A 17,026-nucleotide genomic window follows, 5' to 3' on the forward strand; every position below is an offset into this window, starting at 1 on the left:
TAGTGAATTCCCCACGGCGCGCGTTCGCTTCGGACGGGCCCAAATAATCAAACGCGGTGTTCTCGCCAGGCATTGGTGATCGGGAGCCGCCGGTCCCGTCCGAACGCCTTGAAGGTGATTTTCGTGCCCGGCGGGTACTGCCGGCGCTTGTACTCGGCGCGGTCCACCATCTGCAGCACCCGCTCGATCAGCTCCGGCGCGAACCCTGCCGCGACCAGGTCGCTGAAGCCGCTGTCGCCCTCGATGTAGTCGTCGAGCACGGCGTCCAACAGTTCGTAGTCCGGCAGGCTGTCACTGTCCTGCTGACCCGGGCGCAGCTCGGCCGACGGTGGCTTGGTGATCGAGTTCTCCGGGATCGGCGGCACCTCGCCGTTCTTCTCCGCCTCGGCGTTGCGCCACTTCGCCAGCCGCCACACCAGCGTCTTCGGCACGTCCTTGATGGGCGCGAACCCGCCGACCGCGTCGCCGTAGATGGTGGAGTAGCCCACCGCCAGCTCGGTCTTGTTGCCCGTGGCCAGCACCAGGTGCCCGTACTGGTTGGACAGCCCCATCAGCGCCATGCCGCGGCAGCGCGCCTGGATGTTCTCCTCGGCGAGCCCGGTGAGGCCCAGCTGTGAGACGAACACCTCCACCTGCTTGCCGATCGGCACCTCCTGGAAGTGCGCGCCGATCCGGTTCGCCAGGTCGGCGGCGTCGGTCCGGGAGTGCTCCGAGGAGTACTCGGACGGCATGCCGACACCGTGCACGGCGGCACCGCCGAGCGCGTCCGCGGCCAACGCGGCGACCACGGCGGAGTCGATGCCGCCGGAGAACCCGAACACCACCGACCGGAAGTTGTTCTTGCGCACGTAGTCGCGCAAGCCCACGACCAGCGCGTTCCACACCTCAGCCAGCTCGCTGAGCGGTTCGGCGACCGTGCCGGGCACCGCCTCGTAAGGCGTGACGGGCGCGGAGCTGATCACCGTCCGACTGACCTCGAAACCGCCGACGGAGCCGGTCCGGTCGTAGCCGCCGGGAGTCAGGTCGAAGTCGTGCACGAGCAGGTGCTCCACGAACTGCGGCGCGCGCGCCAGGATCTGCCCGTCCGGTGCGGCGACGAGCGAGTCACCGTCGAAGACCAGCTCGTCCTGCCCGCCGACCAGGTTGACGTAGGCCATCGGCGCACCGGCCTCGGCGGCACGGCGACCGACCAACGGACCGCGCGCGTCGTCCTTGTTGCGCTCATAAGGCGAGCCGTTGATGCACACGACGAGGTCGACCCCGGCCTCGCCGAGCGCGGAGACCGGGCCACCGTCCTGCCAGATGTCCTCGCAGATCACTACGCCCACGTCGAGCCCGTGCAGCTGCATGATGGGCAGCGTCGTCCCGGGTACGAAGTACCGCGTCTCGTCGAAGACGCCGTAGTTGGGCAGGTGGTGCTTGGCGAACCTGCCGAGCACCGCGCCGTTGTGGATGAAAGCCGCGGCGTTGCGCGGCCCCTTCTCGTCGTGGTCCAGGTAGCCGACCACGACGAGCGCGTCCCCGCAGCCCGCGGCGGCGAGCTGTCCGGCGACCTCGTCGAGCGCGGCCCGGGACGCGTTCGCGAAGGACTTGCGCAATGCGAGGTCCTCCACGGGGTATCCGGTGAGCGCCATCTCCGGGAACGCGACCAGCGCCGCGCCCTCGTCCACGGCCTTGCGAGTCCATTCCACGATCAGTTTGGAATTGCCGACGAGATCGCCGACGCATGCGTTGACCTGGGCGAGTGCGAGGCGGAGCTGTGCCATAAAGGATATTTTCGCGCATTCGGAGGCCACCTGGGTAACTTCGCCGCATCTGGCACAACACAGCTCCTGGCAGGATCACGGCATGTCCGTTGTGGAACGACGCTGGACCGCCCTGTGCGCGCTGTCGGTGCTGCTGCTCGCCGGGTGCACCACGACCCCGCCCGCCCAGCAACCCCAGCAACCTCGCGTCGAACAACGTGGACCGGCCGGACCGGTGCCCGCGGGGCTGGAGCGCTACTACGCGCAGAAGCTCACGTGGGAGTCGTGTGACGGCTACGCGACCAGCTCCGAGCAGCGCGAGGCGTTCCAGCGCCGCACCGTCGAGTGCGCCCGGATGACCGTGCCGCTGGACTACGCCAAGCCCGGCGCGCGCGACATCACGCTCGGCCTGCTGCGCCGGCCGGCGAGCGAACAGGGCAGGCGCATCGGCTCCATGATCATCAACCCCGGCGGTCCCGGGGCCTCGGGCATGGCCGCGGCGGCCGGGATGGTGGGCCAGGTCCGCGACAACGAGCTGGGCAAGCGCTTCGACCTGGTCGGCTTCGATCCGCGCGGGGTCGGCGCCAGCCAGCCGGAGGTGCGCTGCCTCACCGACGCCGAGCGCGACGAGCTGCGCCTGGACACCGACCTCGACTACTCGCCCGAGGGCGTCGCCAAGTCCGAGGCGGAGGAGAAGGACTACGCCACCAAGTGCGCGGAGCGGACCGGCGCCGACGTCCTCGCCAACATCGGCACCCGCGAGGTCGCCAAGGACCTCGACGTCATGCGCTCGGCCCTCGGCGACGAGAAGCTGACCTACGTCGGGTACTCGTACGGCACCCGCCTGGGCACGGTCTACGCGGAGACGTTCCCCGGCAACGTGCGCGCCATGGTGCTCGACGGCGCCGTGGACCCCGACCAGAACCCGAACGACGAGCTCATCGCGCAGGGCGCCGGGTTCCAGAAGGCGTTCGACGCGTTCAGCCGTTGGTGCGCACAGCGCTTCGACTGCGCGCTCGGCACTGACGCGACGCAGACCGCCAAGGTCTTCCAGCGCCTCGTCCGCCCGCTCGCGGAGAACCCGATCGCCTTGAAGGACGGCCGCAAGCTCTCCTACGGCGACGCGATCACCGCGGTCATCCAGACCCTTTACGCCGAGACCCTGTGGGAGAGCCTGAACAACGGGCTCAACCAGCTCAGCAAGGGCGCGGGGGAGGTCTTGATGTCGCTGGCCGACAACTACAACGGCCGCGGGAGTGACGGGCGCTACTCCAACATCAACGACGCTTTCTCGGCCGTGCGCTGCGTTGACGACAACAGGACGAACGACCGTGCTGTCCGCGCGGACGTCGAACGCCGGTACCGCCAGGCCGCGCCGTTCCTGGACGACGGTTCTCCCGTGGTCGGCTATCTCGACGCGTGCGCGTTCTGGCCCGCTCCGGTCTCCGCGCAACCGCTCCGCGCCGACCTGCCCGGTCTGCCGCAGCTGCTCGTCGTGTCCACCACCGGCGACCCGGCCACGCCGCACGAGGCGGGCATCAAGCTCGCCAGGGTGCTCCGCGCGCGGCTGCTCACCCAGGACGCCACGCGGCACACCGGCTTCCTGTCCGGCAACCCGTGCGTGGACAGCGCGGGGGTCGCCTACCTGGTGGATCTGAAGGTGTCTGCGGAGGGCGCACGCTGCGCGGGTTGATCCCGCGCGGCCCCGGACATCTAGGGTGACCACATGGATCGCCAGCAGGAGTTCGTGCTCCGCACCCTGGAAGAGCGCGACATCCGGTTCGTCCGGCTGTGGTTCACCGACGTTCTCGGGTTCCTGAAGTCGGTCGCCGTCGCGCCCGCCGAGCTCGAAGGGGCCTTCGCCGAGGGCATCGGCTTCGACGGCTCCGCGATCGAGGGCTTCGCCCGGGTCTACGAGTCCGACATGGTCGCCAAACCCGACCCGGCCACCTTCCAGGTGTTGCCGTGGGAGACCGGCGACGGCAGCCACTACTCCGCGCGGATGTTCTGCGACATCTCCATGCCGGACGGCTCCCCGTGCTGGTCGGACCCGCGCCACGTGCTGCGGCGCACCCTGGCCAAGGCCAGCGAGGCGGGCTTCACCTGCTACGTGCACCCGGAGATCGAGTTCTACCTGCTCCGCGACCTCCCCGGGGACGGCACCTCGCCGGAGCCCGCGGACCGCGGCGGCTACTTCGACCAGGCCAGCCACAACGCCGCGCCGCACTTCCGCCGCCACGCGATCGAGACGCTGGAGGCGATGGGCATCTCGGTGGAGTTCAGCCACCACGAGGCCTCGCCGGGCCAGCAGGAGATCGACCTGCGCTACGCCGACGCGCTCACCATGGCCGACAACGTGATGACCTTCCGCTACGTGGTCAAGGAGGTCGCGATCACCCAGGGCGTGCGCGCGTCCTTCATGCCGAAGCCGTTCTCGCAGCACGCGGGCTCCGGCATGCACACCCACTTCAGCCTCTTCGAGGGCGACCGCAACGCCTTCTACGACAGCGAGGACCCCTACGAGCTGTCGCAGACCGGCAAGGCGTTCGTGGCGGGCCTTCTCAAGCACGCGCGCGAGATCAGCGCGGTCACCAACCAGTGGGTCAACTCTTACAAGCGCCTCATCGTCGGTGGTGAAGCCCCCACGACCGTCTGCTGGGGCCACGCGAACCGCTCGGCCCTCGTGCGCGTCCCGATGTACTCGCCGGGCAAGGCGTCCTCGCGCCGCGTCGAGATCCGCAGCCCTGACTCCTCGTGCAACCCGTACCTCGCCTACGCGGTGATCCTCGCCGCGGGGCTCAAGGGAGTGCAGGAGGGCTACGAGCTTCCTCCGCCCACTGAGGACAACGTGTGGTCGCTGACGGAGGCCGAGCGACGCGCAGCGGGCTACGACGCGCTGCCGTACAACCTCGCCGAAGCGCTGGCGGTCATGGAGAACTCGGAACTGGTGGCGGAAACGCTCGGGGAAGCGGTCTTCGACTACTTCCTCCGCAACAAGCGCTCCGAGTGGGACGACTACCGCCGCCAGGTCACGCCTTTCGAATTGGGCACGTACCTGCCGATGCTCTGAAGCTCTGATCGAGGGGTTGACCGGGACCGGGATTGCCGCTGGGGTGGGGGCCATGCGCCGCCGCCTCAGCACGGTCCTGATCGCAGCAGCCACCATCGCCGCGTTCACACCGGTCGCCAACGCCAGCGAGAACCTCGACAGCGCGACAATCCCCGCGCTGCAACAGCAGATGGCGGCGGGCCGACTCAACGCCGTGCGGCTCACCAGCGCTTATCTGCAGCGCATCCGCACTGTCGACCGCAAGGTGCGCGCGGTCCTCCGTGTAGAGCCGGACGCGGTCGCACAGGCCGAGGCCAGTGACGCGCGCAGGAAAGCCAACGCGCTGCGCGGCCCACTTGACGGCATTCCCGTCCTGTTAAAGGACAACATCGACGCAGGTGTCACCACGGTTGGCTCGCGGGCTCTGCTGGACAGTCGTCCCGCGAAGGACGCCGAACTCGTTCGGAAGCTCAGGGCCGCGGGAGCCGTGATCCTGGGAAAGACGAACCTCTCCGAGTGGGCAAACTTCCGCTCTGCAAAGGCCACGTCCGGCTGGTCCGGTGTCGGCGGCCAAACCGCGAACCCGCACGTGCTCGACCGGAATCCGTGCGGTTCGTCCTCCGGGTCCGGGGCCGCCGTTGCCGCATCGTTGGCACAGGTCGCGATCGGCACGGAGACCAACGGCTCGATCGTCTGCCCGGCGGGAGCGACCGGCGTTGTGGGCCTCAAGCCCACGCTCGGCACGGTCAGCGGTGAAGGCGTAGCCCCGATTTCCCACGAGCAGGACACCGCGGGACCGATGGCGCGACACGTCGTCGACGCCGCGATCACGCTCAATGCGTTGCGCATCAAGCCCGCTGCGGCAGACAACGGCAGCCTGCGGGGTTCTCGCATCGGCGTGTGGCGCAAAGCGGGTTTGGACCGCGATGTCGACCGAGTCGTCAATGCCACTGTGGACCGCTTGCGCGCCAACGGCGTCACGGTCGTCGACGTCGAACTGCCGTACCTGGACCAGACGGGACAGCACTCGCTCGCCTTGCTGCTCAGCGAGTTCAAGCACGATCTGCCCGCCTACCTCGCGTCGCGCGTAGGCGGCCCGAAGACGCTTGAAGAACTCATCCGCTTCAACACCAACGATCCCGTCGAACTGTCGAAGTTCGGACAGGAGCTGTTCACCCAGACCCTTGCCGCTCCGCCGACAACGGACCCCGAGTACCGCCGCAAGCGCGCACTCGTGACGGATCTCTCCCGGCGCTCGATCGACGAGACCGTGGCGAAGCACCGGCTGGACGCGATCCTCGCGCCGACCAACAGCCCCGCGTGGAAGACGGAGTACGGCGAAGGCGACGCGTTCGTCCTGGGCTCGGGCGGCCCCGCGGCGATGTCCGGCTACCCCAACATCACCGTTCCCGCAGGTGCGGCGGGCCCGCTGCCCATCGGCGTGTCGCTGTTCGCCGGACGCGACACCGACGCGCGCCTGCTCGCCTACGCCGCCGACCTGGAAAGGCTCCAACCAGCGCGGCTGACCCCGCGCTACCTGCCGACACTGCCGCGTTGACCCAGCTCGAACCGATCTTGGAGGTGCTTGTGCTCCGGTTGACCGACCCCGAACACCGTCTGTGCGGGATAGGTTCTGCGTCGTGACCGAGGCACCAGCGATGTCCGAGCAGACGACCGAACCGCAGCCGCAGCCGAAGGCCGTGCTCAACGCGTGCACGGTGGCCACGAGAGCGGACCTGCCCGCCGTCCGCCTGCTCAGCGGGGCCTTCCTGGCCAAACACCCCGGCGGGCGCTTCCTGGCGCTGCTGGTGGACGCCGAGCCGGAAGCGGTCGGACCGGGCCTGCTCACCCCCGCCGACATCGGTGTCGACGCGGCCGAGTTGTCCTGGCTGGCCACCGCGTGCACGCCGGACGAGCTGCGCGCCGTCCTGCAACCGCGCCTGATGATGCGGCTGCTCGCCGAGCTCGGCCCGGTGCTCTACCTCGACTCGAACGTCCTGGTGCTGGACTCCGTCGTCGAAGAGGTGCTCAGCGCGATCTCGCGCAACCCCGTCGTGCTGCTCCCGCGTGTCCTGGAACCGCTGCCGCGCGACGGCATGCGTCCGGCACCCGAGGAGCTGCTGACCGCGGGCATGTTCGACCCGGGTTTCATCGCGGTGGCGCCCGGCTCGGCGCCCTTCCTCAACATGTGGGCTGAGCAGGTCCGTCAGGCCCCCGATGCCGCTGGTGCGTTCCTGGACGGCGCTCCGGCGCTCGTCGAGCACGAGGTGCTGCGCGACCCGGGCATCGGCGTCTCGATCTGGAACATCGACCAGCGCCCGCCTTGGCGTGACGCCAAGGGCCGCTTGTTGGTCGGCGACAAGCCGCTGCGCACCGTGCACCTGTCCGGCTTCGACCCGCAGCGCCCGTGGCTGCTGTCCGCGAACGTCGCTGACCGGCCACGCGTCCTGCTTTCAGAGCACCCGCCCATGGCACAGCTGTGCGCGATCTACCGCAACGAGCTTGTCAGGGTCGGACACAACCGCGAGCGCGACCCCTACGCCTTCGCGGCGCTGCCGGACGGCACTCCGATCCCTGACGCGCTGCGCCGCGAGTACCGGCGCGCCACCCAGCAGCGCAACGGCGTCCCGCCCGCCAAGCCCGCGGTCGGCCCGGCCGCGGACGTCGCGGACTTCCTCCGGTGGGCGTGCGAGCCCGCGGACGAGAACCAGAACGCCTCGGGCGGCTCACGCTGGGGCGCCGCGCTCTGGCAGGACGACCCCGAGCTGCGCAGGCAGTACCCCGATCCGTTCGGCGCGCAGGCCAAGGAGTTCCGCACCTGGTGCGCGACCACCGGCGTGGCGACCGGCCGCGTCCACCCCGACGCCGTGCCGCGCCTCGACCCGAGCAGCAGCCTGGCCCTGGTCGACCAGCTCGGCGTGAGTGTTGTCGGCACGGGCGCCGAAGCCGACTTGCTGCGCGCGACCGTCCGCGCGTCCGGCCTGCCCACCGCCGACGAGCCCGTCTATCCGGTCGTGCTGCGCTGCGCTGGCGCGCATCCGGTGCCCGGCGACCGCTACGTGATCTCGGTCAGCCCCGATGGCGTGCTCACCGCCGATCTGTCCGAAGTGGACGAAGTGTGGGTGCTCTCCGACGCGACCAGACAGGCCATGCAGAACACCGCGGTGCCGGTCCGCGTGCTCGCCCTGCCCGTGCCGGACCGCGGCGAAGTGGACCGCCCTGCGCGCAAGGCCGCACGCGCGCGCTTCGGCCTCGACGACGGCGTCGTCTTCGTTTCCGCCGTCGACCACACCGCCGAGCGCCGGGGCAACGCGCTCGGCCTGGTGTCGGCGTTCCTCAGCGCCTTCCCCGACCGCCAGGACGCCCGCCTCGTCCTCGCGGTCAGCGGCGCGGTGCGCAACCCCGAAGCTGCGGAGCGCCTGCGCCTCGCGACCGCGTCCGACCACCGCATCCTGCTCATCGAGCGCAGCTCCGACGGTCGGGTCGTCGACATCGAGCTGAGCGATGACCTCCTCGCGATGGCCGACTGCGTGGTGTCGCTGCACCGCGCGGAAGGCAACGGAGCTGACCGCACGTCGTTGCTGCTCGCCCGCGCCGCGAGCATGTCCCTCCCGATCCTCGCGTCGCACCACGGCGCGGTCGCGGAGATGTTCACGCCCGAGGTCGCGATGCTGGTGCCCTGCCACGGTGTCGGCACCGAGCCGGATGCACAGGCAGCCGTCGAGCTGATGCGTTCCGTCGCGGCGGATCCCGAAGCGACGATCCGCCTCGGCCAGGCCGCTCGCGAGCACCTGACCCACAGCCGCACCCTGGACGGAACGGCGAAGCAGCTCCGCGACCGCGTCGAGCACGCGTACCGTGGCTGGCGCGCACAACACGCCGCCCCGCCGCCCGGCCCGGCCGAGGACCCGCTTCGCCCGCTCCTCGTCGCCAGGCATGCGCTCCTGCGCAAGCCGAACGTGGAGACCGAGAGCCGCACCCCGGGCGCTCCGGCGCTGCGCAAGGCGGTCCTCCGCGTGCTCAGCCACTACGACAACCACCTCCGCGAAGTCCTCACCGCGGTCGTGGACGGCGTCGAGCGCACCGCGGGCGAGCTGGCCCGTAGGCAGAGCGAAGACGCCGGAACGGGTGGCAGCCGCGTCGACGCCGACCTCCGCGCCGACGTGATCCAGCTCGCCGAGCGGCAGACTCAACTCGACGACCAGCTCATCGGTGTGGACGACGGCGTCGTCCGCGCCCGTGCCGACATGGCCAGCCAGGGACGCCGACTCCAGGCCCTCGAAGACGCGCTCGTCGAGCGCGAGGCCGCGCGGGACAAGCAGATCGACACGCTCGCCGAGCGCATCGACAAGCTGACCTCCGCGCTCAACCGCACGCTCGACCGCATCGACTCCCTGGAGTCGAGCGTGGTCACCACGCTGCGCGAACGTGACGCGCGCCTGGAGTCCGGTGTGCGCGCGGCCACCGACGCCCTGCGCACCGCCGACTCGCTGCGCCGGATCGTCGTTCGCGAGCACGACCGTGCGGGCGACTCGGACCCTGCTTTAGAAGGCACATCGACGTCCGTAGTCCTGACTGACGCAGGTCTCCTCCGACTGCCCGCCGAAGACTCCCTGATGTTGCCCGTGCTCTCCACCAACGGCGTGTGGGAGCCGGAGCTGTCCGCGCTCATCGACTCCCTCGTCGAGCCAGACGGGGTCTTCGTCGACATCGGCGCCCACGTCGGCTACCACTCGATCCGGGTGCTCAACATGCTCGGTACGAGCGGTGCCGTGGTGGCCGTCGAGCCCGACGCGCAAGCCCGGGCGCTTCTGCGGCACAACGTTGGAGTGAATGTCGCACCCGCGGTCGCCGAACGACTGTCCGTTGTGGACGCCGCGGCGTGGGACTCAGCCACCCAGCTGGCGATGCGGCCCGCACTCACCGGCGGCGTGTCGGTTCACCCCGCCGGGGAACCTGCGGAAGGGGAGCAGCCGGCACCGACTGTGCGCGCCGTCCGCCTCGAAGCGGAGCTGGAGGCGTTGCCCGCCGCGAACGGAATGCGCCTGTCCGTGGTGAAGGTCGACGCACCGGGTGGAAGTCACCGTGCGCTCGGTGGTCTCGTCCGCCTGCTGCGCCGGGACCGTCCGCACGTGGTGTGCTCGCTGTCACTACGGCAGACCGTGGCGCTGGGCGACGACCCGACCGCGGTGCTGCGCGAGTTCGGGACGTGGGGCTACGACCTGGTGCCGATCGGCGGTACCGACCCGAAGGAGCCCGCCGACCTGCTGGTACCCGACCCGGAGACGGGCCGTGCTCCGGACACGCTGAGCCTGTGGCTGCGCCCTCGCGGTCGCTGAGCGCGATCACCCAAGATCGGTCCGCAAGGCCCTGACCAGCCGATTTGACTTCCCGTGCGGCGCTGCGTAACTTTCTCTCCGCCGCACGGGAAGCCGAACGGGCCGGGATCGCAAGACCTCGGACAGGACGGCTGGACGCTCCGGGTCGAGCGGGTTGACACCGCGATACGAACCGGGTAAGTTACTGCGGTGCTTCTGATTCGCAGCTGACAGGCTGGCCCTCTGTTGAGGGGGTCACTTCAAGACGGCTCCGTTGATCAGATAGCGTACGACCCTCGGGAACAACACACTCCTGACTAAACCCGCTTCGATGCGGTGCGTCGGTGGAGTGTGCTCCCACCTGTATTGAAGTGAATATGTTCCGATGTGGACCTGCCATGTCCGGAATTGCTTTTTCTGTGGAAAAGCGCGGCTAACGCCCCGATTTGACACTGGGAAAGCGGCCCGGATAAGGTTCCACCAGCGAAAATCGAATCGGAACCGGCCAGGTCCTCGGAAACGGCGGATTTGACACGGGAAACGCGGTTCGGATAAGCTTCGAACAGAACGAAATGAGCCCCGGATGGGGAGCCCGAGTGTGGGTGATCCGGATGGTGTGCGTGTGTTCTTTGAGAACTCAACAGTGTGCCGATGTAAGCCAGTGAGCTTATGTTTTGGAATACCCCTCGTCTGGGGTTTCCTTTGAGATGATTGATTTGCTAGCAGTTCAGCTAGATCTCATCTCTCTTATCAGTCATTGATGGAGAGTTTGATCCTGGCTCAGGACGAACGCTGGCGGCGTGCTTAACACATGCAAGTCGAGCGGTAAGGCCCTTCGGGGTACACGAGCGGCGAACGGGTGAGTAACACGTGGGTAATCTGCCCTGCACTCTGGGATAAGCCCGGGAAACTGGGTCTAATACCGGATATGACCACTTCAGGCATCTGTTGTGGTGGAAAGTTCCGGCGGTGCAGGATGAACCCGCGGCCTATCAGCTTGTTGGTGGGGTAATGGCCTACCAAGGCGACGACGGGTAGCCGGCCTGAGAGGGCGACCGGCCACACTGGGACTGAGACACGGCCCAGACTCCTACGGGAGGCAGCAGTGGGGAATATTGCGCAATGGGCGAAAGCCTGACGCAGCGACGCCGCGTGAGGGATGACGGCCTTCGGGTTGTAAACCTCTTTCAGCAGGGACGAAGCGCGAGTGACGGTACCTGCAGAAGAAGCACCGGCCAACTACGTGCCAGCAGCCGCGGTAATACGTAGGGTGCGAGCGTTGTCCGGAATTATTGGGCGTAAAGAGCTCGTAGGCGGTTTGTTGCGTCGGCCGTGAAAACTCAGGGCTTAACTCTGAGCCTGCGGTCGATACGGGCAGACTTGAGTTCGGTAGGGGAGACTGGAATTCCTGGTGTAGCGGTGAAATGCGCAGATATCAGGAGGAACACCGGTGGCGAAGGCGGGTCTCTGGGCCGATACTGACGCTGAGGAGCGAAAGCGTGGGGAGCGAACAGGATTAGATACCCTGGTAGTCCACGCCGTAAACGTTGGGCGCTAGGTGTGGGGGACTTTCCACGTTCTCCGTGCCGCAGCTAACGCATTAAGCGCCCCGCCTGGGGAGTACGGCCGCAAGGCTAAAACTCAAAGGAATTGACGGGGGCCCGCACAAGCGGCGGAGCATGTGGATTAATTCGATGCAACGCGAAGAACCTTACCTGGGCTTGACATGCACTGGAAACCGGTAGAGATATCGGCCCCCTTGTGGCCGGTGTACAGGTGGTGCATGGCTGTCGTCAGCTCGTGTCGTGAGATGTTGGGTTAAGTCCCGCAACGAGCGCAACCCTCGTTCCATGTTGCCAGCACGTTATGGTGGGGACTCATGGGAGACTGCCGGGGTCAACTCGGAGGAAGGTGGGGATGACGTCAAGTCATCATGCCCCTTATGTCCAGGGCTTCACACATGCTACAATGGCCGGTACAAAGGGCTGCTAAACCGTGAGGTGGAGCGAATCCCAGAAAGCCGGTCTCAGTTCGGATCGGGGTCTGCAACTCGACCCCGTGAAGTCGGAGTCGCTAGTAATCGCAGATCAGCAACGCTGCGGTGAATACGTTCCCGGGCCTTGTACACACCGCCCGTCACGTCACGAAAGTCGGTAACACCCGAAGCCCATGGCCCAACCCGTAAGGGGGGGAGTGGTCGAAGGTGGGACTGGCGATTGGGACGAAGTCGTAACAAGGTAGCCGTACCGGAAGGTGCGGCTGGATCACCTCCTTTCTAAGGAGCAACACACATCCGCTCTCATCAGCTCCGCGGAGCCGAGAGTGGAGTGTCCCTGATGTCCAAGGCGAATGTTCTTGGGTCAGGGGTGCTCAAGGAATTGTGGAATCACTGGCGAAAATCTCATCGAAACTCCGCGGCGGTGCCGTCTAGTACTGCTCTCGACTGGGTCGGGGGCGTGGAACGAGGGTGGTCGTGGTGGGAGTATGGGTGGGGTGTGCGGCACGCTGTTGGGTCCTGAGGGAACACGCGAGTGTTTGTCTCTGGAGAGAAGTAACAAGTTCTGGCCCGGTGCCGGAAGCACATCGCAGAGCCGTGGGTTCTGGCTGGTGTTTCCTGGGTGGCGCGGGGTTCGGGTTGTTCTTTGAGAACTGCACAGTGGACGCGAGCATCTTTGTGGTCAAGTTGTTAAGGGCATACGGTGGATGCCTTGGCACCAGGAGCCGATGAAGGACGTGGAAGGCTGCGAAAAGCCTCGGGGAGCTGCCAATCGAGCTGAGATCCGAGGGTGTCCGAATGGGGAAACCTAGCCGGAGTCATGTCCGGTTACCCGCATCTGAATGTATAGGGTGTGTGGAGGGAACGCGGGGAAGTGAAACATCTCAGTACCCGTAGGAAGAGAAAACAACCGTGATTCCGTGAGTAGTGGCGAGCGAAAGCGGATGAGGCTAAACCGTGTACGTGTGATACCCGGCAGGGGTTGCGTGTGCGGGGTTGTGGGACTCATTGGATTGGTCTGCCGGCCGGTCGTGGAGTGAGAAAATGTTGTGGTTAGCGGAACGTGTCTGGAAAGCGCGAGCGTAGAGGGTGAGACTCCCGTACGTGAAAACCCGGCATCTCCATGGATGAGGATCCCAAGTAGCAGCGAGCCCGTGAAATTCGCTGTGAATCTGGCGGGACCACCCGCTAAGCCTAAATACTTCCTGGTGACCGATAGCGGACAGTACCGTGAGGGAATGGTGAAAAGTACCCCGGGAGGGGAGTGAAAGAGTACCTGAAACCGTGTGCCTACAATCCGTCAGAGCCTTCGGGTGATGGCGTGCCTTTTGAAGAATGAGCCTGCGAGTTAGTGGTACGTGGCGAGGTTAACCCGTGTGGGGTAGCCGTAGCGAAAGCGAGTCTGAATAGGGCGAGTGAGTCGCGTGCTCTAGACCCGAAGCGGGGTGATCTACCCATGGCCAGGGTGAAGCGACGGTAAGACGTCGTGGAGGCCCGAACCCACTTAGGTTGAAAACTGAGGGGATGAGCTGTGGGTAGGGGTGAAAGGCCAATCAAACTCCGTGATAGCTGGTTCTCCCCGAAATGCATTTAGGTGCAGCGTCGCATGTTTCGTGCCGGAGGTAGAGCACTGGATGGTCTAGGGGGCCTACAAGCTTACTGAAATCAGCCAAACTCCGAATGCCGGTACGTGAGAGTGTGGCAGTGAGACTGCGGGGGATAAGCTTCGTAGTCGAGAGGGAAACAGCCCAGAACACCAGCTAAGGCCCCTAAGTGTGCGCTCAGTGGGAAAGGATGTTGGGTCGCTTAGACAACCAGGAGGTTGGCTTAGAAGCAGCCATCCTTTAAAGAGTGCGTAATAGCTCACTGGTCAAGTGGTTCAGCGCCGACAATGTAGCGGGGCTCAAGCGCACCGCCGAAGCTGTGTCATTCACATATAGAGCTCGGCTGCAATCCTTGAGGTTGTGGTCCAGGTGTGTGGATGGGTAGGGGAGCGTCGTGTCACCAGGGAAGCAGCGGTGGAAACCAGCTGTGGAGGTGACGCGAGTGAGAATGCAGGTATGAGTAGCGAAAGCAGAGTGAGAAACTCTGCCGCCGGATGACCAAGGGTTCCTGGGCCAGGCTAATCCGCCCAGGGTAAGTCGGGACCTAAGGCGAGGCCGACAGGCGTAGTCGATGGACAACGGGTTGATATTCCCGTACCCGTGTGGATGCGCCCATGGCGAGGCCAGGGATACTAACCGCCCAAAGCGTTGTGCGTCTTCGGACAATCAACGTGGAGCGCGGGACCTGATCTGGTAGTAGTCAAGCGATGGGGTGACGCAGGAAGGTAGCTCCGCCAGTGAGTGGTTGTACTGGTGTAAGCGTGTGGCCCGAGTGGTAGGCAAATCCGCCGCTCATGTGGGTGAGGCGTGATGCGTAGCCGATTGAGGCGAAGTGAGTGATCCTATGCTGCCGAGAAAAGCCTCTAGTGAGTGTCCATGCGGCCCGTACCCCAAACCGACACAGGTGGTCAGGTAGAGAATACCGAGGCGATCGGGTGAACTGTGGTTAAGGAACTCGGCAAAATGCCCCCGTAACTTCGGGAGAAGGGGGGCCGGGTGGCTTGATACCCCTTGCGGGTTAGGGCTGAACGGCCGCAGAGACCAGGGAGAAGCGACTGTTTATTAAAAACACAGGTCCGTGCGAAGTCGCAAGACGATGTATACGGACTGACGCCTGCCCGGTGCTGGAACGTTAAGGGGACCGGTTAGCTCTTCGGGGCGAAGCTGAGAACTTAAGCGCCAGTAAACGGCGGTGGTAACTATAACCATCCTAAGGTAGCGAAATTCCTTGTCGGGTAAGTTCCGACCTGCACGAATGGCGTAACGACTTCTCCGCTGTCTCAACCACAGGCCCGGCGAAATTGCACTACGAGTAAAGATGCTCGTTACGCGCGGCAGGACGGAAAGACCCCGGGACCTTTACTATAGCTTGGTATTGGTGTTTGGTTCGGCTTGTGTAGGATAGGTGGGAGACTGTGAAGCTTCAACGCCAGTTGGGGTGGAGTCGTTGTTGAAATACCACTCTGGTCGTACTGGATGTCTAACCTCGGTCCATGATCTGGATCAGGGACAGTGCCTGGTGGGTAGTTTAACTGGGGCGGTTGCCTCCCAAAGGGTAACGGAGGCGCCCAAAGGTTCCCTCAGCCTGGTTGGCAATCAGGTGTTGAGTGTAAGTGCACAAGGGAGCTTGACTGTGAGACCGACGGGTCGAGCAGGGACGAAAGTCGGGACTAGTGATCCGGCACTGGCTTGTGGAAGCGGTGTCGCTCAACGGCTAAAAGGTACCCCGGGGATAACAGGCTGATCTTGCCCAAGAGTCCATATCGACGGCATGGTTTGGCACCTCGATGTCGGCTCGTCGCATCCTGGGGCTGGAGTAGGTCCCAAGGGTTGGGCTGTTCGCCCATTAAAGCGGCACGCGAGCTGGGTTTAGAACGTCGTGAGACAGTTCGGTCCCTATCCGCCGCGCGCGTTGGATACTTGAGGAAGGCTGTCCCTAGTACGAGAGGACCGGGACGGACGAACCTCTGGTGTGCCAGTTGTTCCGCCAGGGGCATTGCTGGTTGGCTACGTTCGGAAGGGATAACCGCTGAAAGCATCTAAGCGGGAAGCTCGTTCCAAGATGAGGTATCCCACCACCTTGAGTGGTTAAGGCTCCCAGTAGATGACTGGGTTGATAGGCCAGAGATGGAAGCACGGTAACGTGTGGAGTTGACTGGTACTAATAGGCCGAGGGCTTGACTACAAACATGCTACGCGTCCACTGTGCGGTTCTGAAACGAACAACCCGCCCATGCATGGGTGTGGGTTGATAGTTTCATAGTGTTTCGGTGGTTATGGCGGAGGGGAAACGCCCGGTCCCATTCCGAACCCGGAAGCTAAGCCCTCCAGCGCCGATGGTACTGCACTCGTGAGGGTGTGGGAGAGTAGGACGCCGCCGAACATTCTTTCCACAAGGGGGAGACCGAGTTATTCGGTCTCCCCCTTGTCGGCATGCCCGGGGTACAAACGTGCCCATGGAGCTGCGCACGCACACCGACCTGGGTGAGTTCTGGGCAGTCGCCCGTCCGGTCTACCTCGCCCACCCGGCCGCACACACCATCGCCCTCGCCGCGCTCGAGCCCCGGCTCGGAACGCCCCACCAGGACGACGTCGGCGTGCTGATCACCGTCCACGAGCAGGACGCTGTCGTCGGCGCTGTGTTCCGTACCCCGCCATACCCACTCGGGCTGAGCGGGTTGCCGATCTCCGCGGTCCCGGCCGTCGCGGCCAAGATGCGTGAACTGGAGCCGGACCTGCCGGCGGTCAACGGGCCGACGGCGGTCGCTGAAGCGTTCGCTGAGGAATGGCAGACGCTCTCCGGACAGCCTTGGAGAGTGGAGCGGGGAGAGCGGCTCTACCGGCTCGGCACGCTCGTGCCCCCGGTTGTGCGAGGTGCGGCCAGGGTGGCTGGCGAGCAGGATGTGAAGCTACTTTCGTTGTGGCGCAAGGACTTCTTCGCGAACGTGCTGGGCGTGGACCTCGGCCTCGCGACCTCGGAAGCAGGCCTCAGGCAGGCGCTTGAGATGGGGACCACTGTTCTGCTGTGGGAGATCGACGGGCAGCCCGTCTCCTGTGCCCAGGCGACCAAGGCGGTGGCGGGGATGAGCCGCGTGAGCTTCGTCTACACACCGCCCGAGCAGCGGGGGAACGGTTATGCCTCCGGTGTGACCGCCGCGATGTCGCGGTGGGCCATCGACGCGGGTGCGGAGTGTGTGGTTCTTTTCACTGTCATCGACAATCCTGTGTCCAACGCCATCTACCAGCGCATTGGTTACCAACCTGTGCACGACACCGCGAATGTCCTTTTGCGACAAGGGAACTAGGCTCTAGGG

6 protein-coding genes and 3 rRNA genes are annotated in these 17,026 nt (G+C 65.6%); 8 read left to right on the forward strand and 1 reads right to left on the reverse strand.

All coding sequences use genetic code 11. The annotated features are described in order from the left end of the window. Window positions 1-47: 47 nt before the first annotated feature. Window positions 48-1,766, reverse strand: a complete 1,719-nt coding sequence (locus tag BLT28_RS35760; RefSeq protein WP_030431176.1) for an NAD+ synthase — start codon at window positions 1,764-1,766, stop codon at window positions 48-50. 82 nt (window positions 1,767-1,848) lie between these two features. Between BLT28_RS35760 and BLT28_RS35765 the strand changes: the two genes are divergently transcribed. The 8 genes from BLT28_RS35765 to BLT28_RS35800 all read left to right on the forward strand — a co-directional run bounded on the left by BLT28_RS35765 (window position 1,849) and on the right by BLT28_RS35800 (window position 17,017). After that, entirely contained in the window at window positions 1,849-3,438 is a 1,590-nt protein-coding gene (locus BLT28_RS35765; RefSeq protein WP_052407644.1) for an alpha/beta hydrolase, read from the forward strand. Between the two features lie 33 nt (window positions 3,439-3,471). Next, on the forward strand, window positions 3,472-4,815 hold the full coding sequence (glnA, locus tag BLT28_RS35770) for a type I glutamate--ammonia ligase (RefSeq protein WP_030431178.1): 1,344 nt from the start codon (window positions 3,472-3,474) through the stop codon (window positions 4,813-4,815). A 52-nt stretch (window positions 4,816-4,867) separates the two neighbouring features. Further along, complete coding sequence (locus tag BLT28_RS35775; protein ID WP_030431179.1) at window positions 4,868-6,352, forward strand: amidase family protein; 1,485 nt, start codon at window positions 4,868-4,870, stop codon at window positions 6,350-6,352. Between the two features lie 82 nt (window positions 6,353-6,434). Next, the gene (locus BLT28_RS35780) at window positions 6,435-10,133 is read left to right on the forward strand and encodes an FkbM family methyltransferase (protein ID WP_156051211.1); all 3,699 of its coding nucleotides are present in this window, start codon (window positions 6,435-6,437) and stop codon (window positions 10,131-10,133) included. A 736-nt stretch (window positions 10,134-10,869) separates the two neighbouring features. Continuing rightward, window positions 10,870-12,387 (forward strand): 16S ribosomal RNA (locus BLT28_RS35785). A 401-nt stretch (window positions 12,388-12,788) separates the two neighbouring features. Continuing rightward, window positions 12,789-15,897, forward strand: a 23S ribosomal RNA gene (locus BLT28_RS35790). Window positions 15,898-15,978: 81 nt separating this feature from the next. Further along, a 5S ribosomal RNA gene (gene rrf, locus BLT28_RS35795) occupies window positions 15,979-16,095 on the forward strand. Together the 16S, 23S and 5S rRNA genes form the textbook arrangement of a ribosomal RNA operon. Window positions 16,096-16,168: 73 nt before the next feature. Further along, on the forward strand, window positions 16,169-17,017 hold the full coding sequence (locus BLT28_RS35800; RefSeq protein WP_043810905.1) for a GNAT family N-acetyltransferase: 849 nt from the start codon (window positions 16,169-16,171) through the stop codon (window positions 17,015-17,017). The last annotated feature ends 9 nt before the right edge of the window (window positions 17,018-17,026 follow it).

The organism is Allokutzneria albata, assembly GCF_900103775.1.
Lineage (GTDB): Bacteria > Actinomycetota > Actinomycetes > Mycobacteriales > Pseudonocardiaceae > Allokutzneria > Allokutzneria albata.

Bases quoted from the DNA above. Each gene is read 5' to 3' on its own strand.
- BLT28_RS35760 (WP_030431176.1), bottom strand. From the start codon at position 1,766: ATGGCACAGCTCCGCCTCGCACTCGCCCAGGTCAACGCATGCGTCGGC.
- BLT28_RS35765 (WP_052407644.1), top strand. From the start codon at position 1,849: ATGTCCGTTGTGGAACGACGCTGGACCGCCCTGTGCGCGCTGTCGGTG.
- glnA (WP_030431178.1), top strand. From the start codon at position 3,472: ATGGATCGCCAGCAGGAGTTCGTGCTCCGCACCCTGGAAGAGCGCGAC.
- BLT28_RS35775 (WP_030431179.1), top strand. From the start codon at position 4,868: ATGCGCCGCCGCCTCAGCACGGTCCTGATCGCAGCAGCCACCATCGCC.
- BLT28_RS35800 (WP_043810905.1), top strand. From the start codon at position 16,169: ATGGAGCTGCGCACGCACACCGACCTGGGTGAGTTCTGGGCAGTCGCC.